This window comes from Xenorhabdus poinarii G6, from assembly GCF_000968175.1.
Taxonomy (GTDB): Bacteria; Pseudomonadota; Gammaproteobacteria; order Enterobacterales; family Enterobacteriaceae; genus Xenorhabdus; species Xenorhabdus poinarii.
In genome coordinates, this window is sequence record NZ_FO704551.1 from 802,534 (window position 1) to 814,623 (window position 12,090).

11 protein-coding genes and 1 pseudogene are annotated in these 12,090 nt (G+C 43.8%); 9 read left to right on the forward strand and 3 right to left on the reverse strand.

The window, feature by feature from the left end; genetic code table 11:
* Positions 1 to 5 precede the first annotated feature (5 nt).
* Entirely contained in the window at positions 6 to 1,097 is a 1,092-nt protein-coding gene (cobT, locus tag XPG1_RS03540) for a nicotinate-nucleotide--dimethylbenzimidazole phosphoribosyltransferase (RefSeq protein WP_231853044.1), read from the forward strand.
* A gap of 12 nt (positions 1,098 to 1,109) precedes the next feature.
* On the opposite strand, the gene XPG1_RS03545 is transcribed toward cobT, so the two are convergent.
* Positions 1,110 to 2,720 (reverse strand): AMP-binding protein, encoded by a 1,611-nt coding sequence (locus XPG1_RS03545; protein WP_045957862.1) that lies wholly within the window; start codon positions 2,718 to 2,720, stop codon positions 1,110 to 1,112.
* Between the two features lie 247 nt (positions 2,721 to 2,967).
* Between XPG1_RS03545 and fabG the strand changes: the two genes are divergently transcribed.
* Both fabG and XPG1_RS03555 read left to right on the forward strand, forming a co-directional pair.
* The gene (gene fabG, locus XPG1_RS03550; RefSeq protein WP_045957863.1) at positions 2,968 to 3,717 is read left to right on the forward strand and encodes a 3-oxoacyl-ACP reductase FabG; all 750 of its coding nucleotides are present in this window, start codon (positions 2,968 to 2,970) and stop codon (positions 3,715 to 3,717) included.
* 136 nt (positions 3,718 to 3,853) lie between these two features.
* Positions 3,854 to 4,534, forward strand: a complete 681-nt coding sequence (locus tag XPG1_RS03555; RefSeq protein WP_045960370.1) for an epoxyqueuosine reductase QueH — start codon at positions 3,854 to 3,856, stop codon at positions 4,532 to 4,534.
* A gap of 107 nt (positions 4,535 to 4,641) precedes the next feature.
* Here the strand turns inward: XPG1_RS03555 and XPG1_RS03560 are convergent, their stop codons facing one another.
* Positions 4,642 to 5,460: a helix-turn-helix transcriptional regulator gene (locus XPG1_RS03560; protein WP_045957864.1), complete on the reverse strand. Its 819-nt coding sequence runs from the start codon at positions 5,458 to 5,460 to the stop codon at positions 4,642 to 4,644.
* Positions 5,461 to 6,538: 1,078 nt separating this feature from the next.
* Between XPG1_RS03560 and XPG1_RS03565 the strand changes: the two genes are divergently transcribed.
* Complete coding sequence (locus XPG1_RS03565) at positions 6,539 to 7,039, forward strand: bactofilin family protein (protein ID WP_045960372.1); 501 nt, start codon at positions 6,539 to 6,541, stop codon at positions 7,037 to 7,039.
* Positions 7,040 to 7,145: 106 nt separating this feature from the next.
* On the opposite strand, the gene XPG1_RS03570 is transcribed toward XPG1_RS03565, so the two are convergent.
* Positions 7,146 to 7,766, reverse strand: coding sequence for a phage repressor protein CI (locus XPG1_RS03570; RefSeq protein WP_045957865.1), 621 nt, complete (start codon positions 7,764 to 7,766; stop codon positions 7,146 to 7,148).
* 251 nt (positions 7,767 to 8,017) lie between these two features.
* Here XPG1_RS03570 and XPG1_RS03575 point away from each other — a divergent pair, with 251 nt between their 5' ends.
* The 5 genes and pseudogenes from XPG1_RS03575 to XPG1_RS03595 all read left to right on the forward strand — a co-directional run bounded on the left by XPG1_RS03575 (position 8,018) and on the right by XPG1_RS03595 (position 11,896).
* Complete coding sequence (locus XPG1_RS03575; RefSeq protein WP_045957866.1) at positions 8,018 to 8,356, forward strand: DUF5347 family protein; 339 nt, start codon at positions 8,018 to 8,020, stop codon at positions 8,354 to 8,356.
* 102 nt (positions 8,357 to 8,458) lie between these two features.
* Positions 8,459 to 10,425 (forward strand): annotated as a pseudogene (locus tag XPG1_RS03580) (replication endonuclease).
* A 167-nt stretch (positions 10,426 to 10,592) separates the two neighbouring features.
* Entirely contained in the window at positions 10,593 to 10,823 is a 231-nt protein-coding gene (locus tag XPG1_RS03585) for a hypothetical protein (RefSeq protein WP_045960373.1), read from the forward strand.
* A gap of 327 nt (positions 10,824 to 11,150) precedes the next feature.
* Complete coding sequence (locus XPG1_RS03590; protein WP_045957867.1) at positions 11,151 to 11,354, forward strand: tail protein X; 204 nt, start codon at positions 11,151 to 11,153, stop codon at positions 11,352 to 11,354.
* 38 nt (positions 11,355 to 11,392) lie between these two features.
* Positions 11,393 to 11,896, forward strand: a complete 504-nt coding sequence (locus tag XPG1_RS03595) for a lysis system i-spanin subunit Rz (protein WP_045957868.1) — start codon at positions 11,393 to 11,395, stop codon at positions 11,894 to 11,896.
* Positions 11,897 to 12,090: the final 194 nt, after the last annotated feature.

Here is a 12,090-nt window from a genome sequence, read left to right on the forward strand (position 1 = left end):
GATTTATGAAACGACAATTTATGCAACCGTCATCGATTACGTTACCCGCATTAATCGATGCGATTCGGCCCTTGGATCAGGGCAAGATGGAAAAAGCGGCGCAGCATATTGACAGCCTGCTCAAACCATTGGGGAGTCTGGGGCGTCTTGAAACCTTGGCAATACAATTAGCTGGCATGTCAGGGCTTTCAAGTCTGCAAAATCTGCAAAAAGAGATCATTGTCATGTGTGCCGATCATGGCGTGTATGACGAAGGTGTTGCCATTTCACCTAAAAAAACGACACTCATACAGGCTCGCAATATGCTGAACGGGTTAACCGGGGTGTGTGCGCTGGCAAAAAACAGTGGGACGCATGTTTTGCCCGTGGATATTGGCATTGATTGTGATCCTATTGAACACATGTTGTCCCTTAAACTGGCTCGTGGGTGCGGCAACATTGCCCGCGGTGCTGCGATGGATGGCGAACACGCTGAAATCTTGTTGCTGGCGAGTGCTCAATTGGTGCAACAGCGTATTGCGGCAGGCATATCCGTCGTTGGTATCGGGGAGGTAGGGGTAGCCAATACTACAGCGGCGGCGGCGGTTATCACGCTTCTGACCGGGTGTGATCCCGATGATGTGGTCGGATTGGGCGCGAATCTGCCTATTGAACAATTGCAACATAAACAGTCGATTGTACGGCAGGCCATTGCTATTAATCAGCCGGAGAACACCGATGCTATGGATGTGTTGGCAAAAGTGGGCGGATTCGAACTGGTCGGCATGACTGGCGTGATCCTGGGGGCAGCCGCGGCGGGGGTGCCTGTTGTACTTGATGGTTTCTTGTCTTATGCCGCTGCATTGGCCGCGTGTCAGATATCCCCTGTTGCGCGGGATTATTGTATTCCGTCCCATATGTCGGCAGAAAAAGGGGCGGCGCTGGCATTACAGCATCTCAATTTGCAGCCCTATCTGCATTTAGATTTGCGTCTTGGGGAAGGCAGCGGCGCCGCCCTTGCGATGTCCCTGATTGACGCCGCCGGTGCCATGTTTTGTCATATGGGGAAGTTGGCCGATTACGGTATTTATTTCCCTGGTTCACCATCAAAGCGCTAATCTTATTTTTTGTTATCTGTTTTTAAATATTTTCCTCAGTTCATCTTTGATCACTTTGCCATTGGCATTCCGGGGTAAGGTTAAAAAGGTATACCCTTTTGGCCGTTTATATCGTGCGACTAGCGTACAAATGTAATCATTTAAGGCGTGTTCCGTGACTGAGGCACCTTCATCGAGTTCAATAAAGGCATAAGGAACTTCACCCCAATAGGGATCGGGCTTTGCAATGATGGCGACAGCCAACACACCGGGGTAACTGGAGAGGACATTCTCAAGCTCAAGGCTGGAAATATTCTCACCCCCAGAAATAATGATATCTTTTTTTCTGTCAATGATTCTGATATAGCCATCAGGATCGACGACGGCAAGATCCCCGGTGTAAAACCATTCGTTGGTGATCGCCGGTATGAGGTGGCGTACAGGATCATAGGCCGCCACGATATTACCGCGAATCGCAATTTCACCAACGGTTTTGCCATCAAAAGGCACTTCTTGCTGGTTATTTTCATCCATCACGCTAACTTGTCCCTGTAAATTGGACACAATACCCTGACGCATCTTCTTCAAAATTCTTTCGGATTTTGGCAGTGCTTGCCATTCAGGCTTATTTTCGCAAATCACGACCGGCCCATACGTTTCCGTCAGTCCATAAACTTGGGTGATATGAATACCCACCTCATCCATCAGTGAAAACGCCATTTCAGTCGGCGGTGCGCCAGCTATAAGACCATAAACGCACCCGCCAAAATGTTTCCCCTGTTTCTGCGCGGCCTTACCTACCGCATGATGAACAATCGGTGCGCCACAATAGTGAGTGACGTTATATTCCTGCATCAGTTGGATGGCGTCTTCGGCATCAAATTTCTTGATGCAGACATGTGTACCGGCTCGCGCGGCAATCGCCCACGGGAAACACCAGCCATTACAGTGAAACATAGGCAGCAGCCATAAGAAGGTAGGTTGTTTGGGCATGTCCCAATCCAGAATATTGGAGATCGCATTTAAAAATGCGCCACGGTGAGAATAAACGATCAGTTTAGGTTGTCCGCTTGTCCCTGACGTCGAATTGATCGTTATCGCTTCTTGTTCGTCAATGGGGATAAATGATAGCGTTTTTGTGGCATATTCGCTGATTAGAGATTCATAAGGTATTAATTCATCTTCGGCAGAGGGGTGGGGGTTCGTTGAATGATGCTCATCGACAATAATGATTTTGACGGGATGGGTAAAAGAAACATGATTTAATAGTGAAAGATAACTGCTATCAATAAATAATATTTTGGGGCTGAGCTTTTCAAAAATAAAATTTAATGTCGCAGCATCTGTTCGGGTACTCAAAGCATTGAGAATGCCCCCCGCCAACGGGACGGCAAAGTGTAATTCGAGTAATTCGTGAGTATTGGCTAAAAGCGCTGAAACTACACTTCCTTTAGTCACCCCCATTTGCTGGAGTGAGACCGCAACTCTTTCACAGCGATCGGCATATTGGCGCCAGGTCCAACGCTGTTTTCCATCAATAATGGCGATATCATTGGCATTGCTTAATACCGCCCGTTTGAGAAACAAAATGGGTGATAAAGCCGTACCGGTATATTCATTCAAAAATGAATTATCGAGAATCATATTCTTCACCTCATGTTATTTTGTTGTTTAAGAACAGCGTTATTTCTCTAAGTAAAATAATCGCTGATAGGAAAATAAGCAATGTCAGGTCTATTTCAGCGAGGCTGTTTTGGTATAGCGATAATTTTATATTTTTTAACGCAAAGATTTTATTAATGGCCCTTGAAAAGATAACAAATTGAAAATAAATTAAAACATTTTTTTAACGTCATAAAAAATGCCATCCACAAATACAAAAGGAAAAGCCATGTTTAATTTAGCGGGAAAAATTGCTTTTATTTCAGGCGGAACGAAAGGTATTGGCAAAGGTATCGCCCACGTATTTAAGCAGGCAGGTGCGGTAACCATTATTGCAGGTACTGATAAAACGAGCGGGGAACAGGTAGCCAAAGCGTTGGATGTTGATTTTATCTCTTTGGATGTGACGGATCAGCAGGCATGTCAAAACGCGGTGGATAAGATTGCCGAAAAGTATGGCAGGCTCGATATTCTTTGTTCTAATGCCGGTATTTTTCCACAGCATTATCTCAAGGAAATGCGCGCAGAAGACTGGGATTTAGTGCATAGCGTGAATCTGAAAGGAACATTTTTTCTGGTGCAGGCTGCGCTGAATGTGATGGAAAAACAGCATTATGGCCGTGTCATTCTCACCTCATCCATCACTGGAGAGATAACCGGTATGCCCGGCTACAGCCACTATGGTGCCAGTAAAGCAGGGCAACTGGGATTTATGCGCAGTGCCGCTTTGGAATACGCCGGGCAGGGGATTACCATTAACGCCGTTATGCCGGGCATGATCATGACCGAAGGCTTAACGGCATTTGGTGATGAGTTCCTCAGTCATATCAAAAAGAGTACGCCAATGCGCACCTTAGGGACACCTGAAGATATTGGCTATGCCGCGTGTTTTTTGGCGTCCGATGAAGCGAAATATATTACCGGGCAAACCCTCGTTGTCGATGGTGGACAGGTTCTGCCGGAAGTTCAGGACAGCTGATTGTTTTTAAAGGCTGCTTTTGCAAAGATTGTCTCTATGTTGTAGAAAAAGGTAAGATGCCTACCCAATAAACACAGGAAGGAGCATTTGCCCCCTTCCTGATTTTTTTATTGTCTGAATCAGGTAAAAAAATATGATGTCATTGAATGATAAGCGTAACCCGCTTCCACTGCCGAATGGGCACCAGAAAGTGCTATTACATTCATGTTGTGCACCCTGTTCTGGGGAAGTGATGGAAGCTATGTTAGCTTCAGGCATTGATTTTACAATATTCTTCTATAACCCGAATATTCATCCACTGAAAGAATACGAATTGCGAAAAGATGAAAATATTCGTTTTGCAGAGCAGATGGGAATTCCTTTTATTGATGCCGATTACGATCGTGATAATTGGTTTGAACGTGCGAAAGGGATGGAAAATGAACCTGAACGCGGCATTCGTTGCACCATGTGTTTTGATATGCGTTTTGAACGAACCGCGTTATATGCGCATGAACACGGTTTTCCGGTCATAACCAGTTCACTGGGGATTTCTCGCTGGAAAAATATGCAGCAGATCAATGAATGTGGTGTTCGCGCCGCTTCTCGCTATCCTGATTTAATGTACTGGGAATATAACTGGCGTAAGGGCGGCGGATCTGCCCGCATGATCGAAATCAGCAAACGTGAAGAGTTCTATCAGCAGGAATACTGTGGTTGTATTTATTCTCTCCGGGATACCAACCGCCATCGTCTGGCGACGGGGCGTGAACGAATTCAATTAGGTAAAATCTTTTACAGTGCAGAGAGTAAAAAGAAAGCCAGTGAATCGCATTAATGTGTATTGATGCGATTGCCAACTTTGCAGTCTGCGCGCATTCACCCCGGTCACATCGATAACGATGTGACCGGGGGTCATTCATCAAGCCGTCTTTGTGAAATGAATCATTCATCTTTGCCGTATCTGGCTCGGTTCGGCGTACAACCAAAGCGTCGGCGATAGCTTTGAGTGAAATAAGATTGACTGGAAAAACCCGATTCCAATGAAATATCGGCAATACTCATTTCACTATTCAGTAATAATTGATGAGCGTAAAGGAGACGTTGTTCACTGATCCAGGCTTTGGGTGAAGTGCCATAGACGCTGTTAAACAGCTCTTTAAAGGACGTCAGCCCCATACCAAATTCACGGGCAAAATGGTTTAACCGCCATTCTTTGAGATAATGTGCCTCCATAAATATTTGCAGGCGTTCCACCTGACGGTTGCTTAATTTCCGCAGAACAGACATTAACAATGATCCCTGTTTACCCAAGGAAAGCAGCAATAATAACTCTTCGACCCTTAATTGAATCAATGCCGGCGGATAATCGTGTGCCAGTAAGTTGGCTAACCCCCGAATGCTTTCTGCCAGCAAGGGAAATTGATTAAACGGGATCAGCCGGTGAGCAGGAAACTCCTGCCGTTCTATCTGGCTTAATAACGGCCCAAAACGCGTTAAAAAACGGCGTAAAAACTCCATATGCAAGGGCAACCATAATACCTGACAACCTGCAGTATTGGTTTTGGCGGCATAACTTCCCGGGTGGGTAAACAGGATCTCATTGGATGTCATGTGATAAGTGTTGATACCATCTTTCCATACCATTTCCCCGTCGAGTAAAATATATAGCCCTCTTTGTTTATGTTCCAGGATATTGAAATCCGGCATGATTAATTGGAACGTAAAAATATTTTTTTCATTTAAGCCCATCGTCCTTTTCATTTTATACGCCTAATTTTCCCTATCATGAGTCATTGTTTTTTTGATGAGTGCATGTTGTATTTGTTTTATTAATTAATGAGTGAGGAAAAAACCCCGCTATGATCCCTGGGTTACCTTGATAACACCGATTTTCAGTTAAAAAAGTATTGAAAGTTCATGCATGACATCAATTAAATCACGGTTGTATTATATCGATAAATAGAGCGTAGTGTTAGGACTAAATGAATTTTTTTGTTTTGATATCGGGTTTATTATCAATTTTTTTGATTGAAAATAATGTATCTTTTAAATGGCTTGTGAATATTAAAACTGTTTATAAATATTGATGTGTCATGCTTGAAATATTTTTCATTAATATTTTGATTTTTTAGATTATTTATTTTTTCAAAAAAACGTTAATGAACGGTTTTGAATCGATATGATTTAATGGGGCGCATTGATATATGATGATTGAAGGATCACTGAGAAAAGGTCCACGAATACATTCTGATATTGAAATGAAAAGTTAACAAAAAAAGATTAAATAATCGGGTAATCGCACACTCGGTTTTAAATACGTTCAGCAGGGCTTCATTGGATAGAAAATTGTTAATGTTTTGTGTGTTTTTTTTAAGGTTGTGGGCTTATCAGATTTGTGTATCTCAAAATAGAAAACTCAATTTATCCTGCAGGGTTTTATGGTATTCATCAATATGAGATAATCCAATGCCAATTCAGAGAATTACACCAAAATGGATGATGTATCCGTGTAACAACGCGATAAATGCCTCTGTTATAGCGTGGTAGATTGTTTTTTATACTTGTACAATGGTCGATCGTGTTCACAGCCCGTTTTCTATTACCTGCTAGGGCGTAGATTTATTTGCTGATGAAATATAAGGAAAACTACAAAAACGAGAAAAATATGCAAAAGTATCGTTTTTCAGATCATGCTTTTTTATACGGCATATGGCTCCTTTGGAGTATTGCGCTGGGGCTCTATCTCTATGGCTCCCCGCTGAGTTGTGCCATAACAGCAATTTTATCTTTTTTAGCCTTAGTGTTTTACTTTACGAATATGAACTTGAGAATCAATGCTATGTTTGGAAAAAAAACAGTAGAAGTACCGGCTGCCAGCCCGGTGATACCCACTATCGGTGTGAAACCTGAAGAGAAAAAACTCCCTGAAGCTGAAATTCGTCCCAATACCATTGTGGCGAAAAATTCAGTCTTCAAGGGGGATATAGAAATGGAAGGGGATATTCAGATCTGGGGTAAAGTCATCGGCAATATTCGCGTCAAAGGCGGAGCTATTCGTATTATGCATGCCGGTAAAGTGGAAGGTGAACTTAATGCCCCTGAAATTATTATCGATGGTCACGTTGAAGGGACATGCTGTGCAGAAACATTAGATATTCTTGAGCATGGCGAATTACGGGGCATTAGCCGTAGCGCGAGTATGTCAATTCGACGTGGCGGGTTGTTTGTTGGCCAGTCTGAACAGGTTGAGAATAAGAAAAAATCAGAAGGCGAGCGGATTGTTTCTATCAGAGAAAGAGACAATCAGGGCGAAAAATCAAAGGCAAAAAATAGCATTTGATCATCGTTTATAAAATAAAACGGCCGGAAAATCCCCCTATTTTCCGGCCGTTTTATATTGCTGCTGACATGCAGATTTTGTTCAATGATGAAGGTATGCCGGAGTGCTATTGTCTGGATATGACCAGCACGACGCGGCCGATAAATTGGATATCACTGATGGCACAATCGAAAGTAACGTCATTATCACTAACCCGAATCTTACTGATTGGGATTTTGGCGATCTTTTTGATACTGTGCATGCCCTCAATATCCACCAGCCATAAGCCATCTTGAATACTATCCTCCTGCGTATCCAGCAGATACCACGAAGTATGATCATCAATAATCAGTGGATTCTGGAGTCCATTTGGGATCAATTCACTGTCTAAAATCACCGGGCTGGCTTCATTGAGCTTACCGCCGGCTAATTTTACGCGTGGGATGGATGGGGCAATAATATCTTCCAATCGTTCCGTTTTTTTGCCGTTTTCTCCCTCTGGATACATGTCTCCCTGACCCGTGCTTAACCACAAGAGTGAAGCGCCCGTTTCGAGATTACACTGGATGATCCAATCCGCTGGAAAGCTATCACGAAGGTAGCGGTTTGCCATCGTGCTTTTGGAAACGCCTAAATGGTCACTGAGGGCCTGACGTGATTTGAATCCATAGGCGCGGACAAGACGTTCAATAGCAGGTCTTCCCCCACTATCGGCTCCCATTTTGATCTCAATATTGGTATTTTTCATTGACAGTACAGATAAGAGATATTAGTATCCCACAAAAGATCTCGTTATGAGATCTTTTGTGGACCCAGATTGGTTAGGCTGAAAACCATTGAGAGATATTGCATCATGAACGCCCAGATTTCAATCTTTATGCCTGATATTGACCTCTTTCAGTAATCTCTGAGGGAAGAACACGTTGAAATGGGGCGGGCTATTGAAAAGAGCCTGATACGGTTGGGGGATCGTTTGGTGAGAAAATGTTGAGGGAAAACATGGCGAATACGGAGAAAGAAAAGTTTGCCCAGATGAACCTCGGTCAACGGCTGGAAGGATTGAACCACCTGTCGAGGATTAGAGCGACGTACTGGGGTGACAATGAAAAGGAGTTGAACCGTTTTTTGGCTGATATGCGTGATAAAAGGGATCACTATTATGAAGAGAATAGACGAGCATTATCCGCCATTTTCTATTTAGCCAATATTCCCCGTTCTCGCCACGATAGTGAACTCAATCATTTTACTCAGGAGGAAAAACAGGCGCTGATTAAGGCGATGAACCATATCAAAGTCGTGGTCAGTCAATTTCCGAAGTTCCTGACACTGTCTAATTAACGACCCTGATTTCATTAATGGCAGTGTGCTAAACACGTTATCACTTTGAATAAATGGCATGAGTACGCCAGGCTGTTGCTTATCCTGAATGGGGTGAACCTGATGAATAATCACATTATCACTGATCAACCAAAGCGTGATTATCTGATCGCTCAAAGTCAGCAAATAGCGAGGTTTCAGTCCATTATCCCGCAAGGTAGTTCGATGGCTGAGCGTCTGTTATGGTCAGTCAATGCAGAAGATCATCAATGGCGTCACCAATATATAGGACAACTGCCGGATTTTTTGGCGAAATATTTCAGCCGTCGTTATATCGATATCTTTAACCGTTCGGGTCGTCGTGATGCAAATGCTTTCCTCAGAAAAACGGTAGGACAGAATGTCATGCCGAGATTGCAGTTGGTAAAAGAACGGTATCAATTTACTCATTGTGTTTCTGGTATGACCCCTTTTCCTTTTATTGAGCCGTTGGAAAAGATGGTGACTTATGGTCGCAAGCAACTCTTGAAACTTGCTCACGACATTGCTGTTTTCATTTCTGGTCACTATGAGCATTACTCTTTACTTTTTGCCAAAAAGTACGCGCCCATTTTCGTTGATGAGACCGCCGTTGATGAGACAGAGGCGTCATGTTCCCGTGTGGCCAGATTGTACGGTTACTGGCAAAACTCACCTTGCAATGTGGTATTCAGCCGCCTTATTGGCAGCGCTTTAATTGTGGACGCAAAATGCCATCGGTCGATCAACTCTGTTCCGGTATGTTGCGCATGATGTCTGATCGTTGGTGGTATTTTCGTCTAAAGCGTTTGCGTGATATTCAGTCTGAACATATGGCTATTGCCGTTGGACAGGTACAGCAAGCTGCTTCTCCTTATGTCTCACGTCAGGCATTACGGGAATGGCTGGAACAAAAACAGCGTAATCGTGAATTTTTCAAACAATTTGATTTAGAAAATGAACAAGGGGAACGTATTTCACTGGCGGAGACGGTTGTGCATAGCAACGCGAATCCGGCGATCCGACGTTGCGAATTAATGGTCAGAATGCGCGGTTTCGAAGAGATTGCCAATAAAATGGACTGTGTCGGGGAGTTTTATACCATCACGGCGCCGGCGAAATACCATGCTGTCCAGCACAAGGGCGGATTTATCAAATCCTGGAGTGGTGCTACACCACGTGATACTCAACGTTATTTATGTGGCGTTTGGGCGAAAGCACGAGCGGCGTTTGCCAGAGCAGAGATTAATCTATTTGGTTTCCGTGTGGTAGAACCCCATCATGATGGTACACCGCATTGGCATATGGTGTTATTTATGTTACCGGCGCATTTGTTGCAAGTCAGAAAGATCCTTGAGCATTACGCTTGCCAAGAAGAACAGGCAGAGTTGCAAAGCGATGGCGCAAAAAAAGCACGTTTCGATTATCGGGTGCTGGACCCAAAAAAAGGCAGTGCCACAGGTTACATGGCGAAGTACATTTCCAAAAATATTGATGGTTATGCGTTAGAAGAAGAAAAAGACCATGAAACCGGCGGATCTTTGCGTGATATGGCAAAGTCAGTAACGGCATGGGCAAGTCGTTGGCGTATTCGCCAATTCCAGCAAATTGGGGGAGCGCCAGTGTCGGTTTGGCGCGAATTACGTCGTCTTAGAGCAGTGCGTTTATCTGATACTAAGATAAATGCTGTTTTACAGGCGGCAGATGCGGGGAATTGGGCTGCATATACTCAAGCCCAAGGGGGGCCGTGGGTTGCGCGTCGTGATTTAGTCATTCGCCTATCTTATCAACGTATCCCTTTTGGCAGCGCTTATGGTGAAGATGTTCACTCTATTCAGGGGGTGACTTCGCCATTTTTATCTCACGCAGAATTTATTTGTACACGTATTCATCAATGGTCAATCGTACCAAAATCAGAACCGACAACCAGGGCAAAAGTGACTTCCGTCTCAGGAACAAAAAGGATCGCTTATCAAAGTGGCAAAAAATTCTCACCTTGGAGTTCTGTCAATAACTGTACGAATGAACAGATAAATGTGACATTCGGTCCGCGGAATGGCTGTAGTGGATAAAATCATCGAGTTGGTAAATATTTCTGCAAAAACAACAAATAATAGTGATTAACTATCAAATTTAATCACTAGAAAAGGTAAAAATGACTTTAATTTTAGTTTTATTATGTGTACTGTATATACATACAGCTTATTATATGGAGGCGAATAAATCAGTGGAATCTCTTATGGAATCATTGGTAGCGCAACGTATCAATTTCATTGCTCGAATGGCAACAAGTTGTGAATGCAATCATGCAGAAGATAAAGAGCTGGCACTGGTTTGGATAGCGGAGCTATCTGCACCTTATGAGAACAAGTTTAACAGTTACCAAAGTAAACTGGAAAACAGCCCGTTAGGTCATAGGGTGCCCGGTAACAAAATGTTAAGGGATTCGGTTTCAACAGAAGAAGAATAGATTTGGCGGAGGAAAAGAATGCGAGGAAATACTTTTCGATCAACGAGCTAATGTTTCTGCATCGATCATATCTTCACTGGAAAGCGCAGTCTCTTCCAATGGGTAGCAGGGTCAATCATTATAAGTAAGATAAAATCAGACAAAGGCCGGAAATCATTTCCGGCCTTTGTACTTTGTGATGACGGAGACGAACTTATAGACAGTTTCAACAGGGTGCTTTATGAGTGTGGCCTCCCTGACAATCTCACTTGATTGAGGTGTTTCCCTGATTATTTGATCATAACGCTTCGATTGACTGACGATGTTCTGTAAAGAGAAGGAGAGTACATGCAAGTTATCGCACAACAAAATGAAACCGTTGACGCTATTTGTTGGCGTCATTACGGCCGCACATTGGGCATGACTGAGCGGGTGTTGCAGGCCAATCCCGGCTTGGCAGATCTGGGCGTAGTATTGCCTCATGGAACGAACGTTGAGATGCCTGAATTTATGCCCGCCGCCAGTAAACCCATTATCCAGCTGTGGGATTAAGGCCGGTATTTTTTATCGCCCACTCAGTGCGGGAAATCATGAAGAAAATGCCTTTAATGGTGGCTTTATTCATTGGCGGAAGCCTGGGCTGGTGGGGACATCGAGCCTTGTCTCTCAGTGAAGTGGCGAACCTGAAACAGCAACAGGCGGCACAACTTGTTGCCATCAATCAAAAAGCACGTTCAGAAACGTTGGCCGCGATTGAGCAAATGAAAGAGGCGCAAGAGCGGGCTGCACAATTGGATGAATATTATTCAGGAAAATTAGCCCATGTTACCGAAGAAAACACCGCTCTGCGTGTTGACATTGCTGCTGGTCATCGGCGGGTGCAAATCGCCGCCGCCAACCTTGCTACCTGTCAGCTCAGCCAAAACCGAGATCCCCGCGCCCGCCGCATGGGCAATGGAACCCAAGTCGAACTCACTGCAAAAGCTGGACGCGCTATTTACGATATCCGAGCCGGAATGATCAGCGACCAGGCGAAATTAGACTATTTACAACAGTATATCCGTGATGTTGTTCGGCAGTGTAAGCTTGAGTGATTGCACTGATTGCCGAGTCTTGCGGTGTCGTTTCGTCTTATTCAAGCAATCCTTAAAAAGCCTTCTTTGGTTCCAGAGAAGGCTTTTTGTTTTTATTAAACTTATTGATTTTAAATGAATTTTTATCTGGTTTTGTGTGATGTTTCCCACAAGCCCGGTTTAATGTTCTGCCTGCTTTTTCATGGCATTCTTAC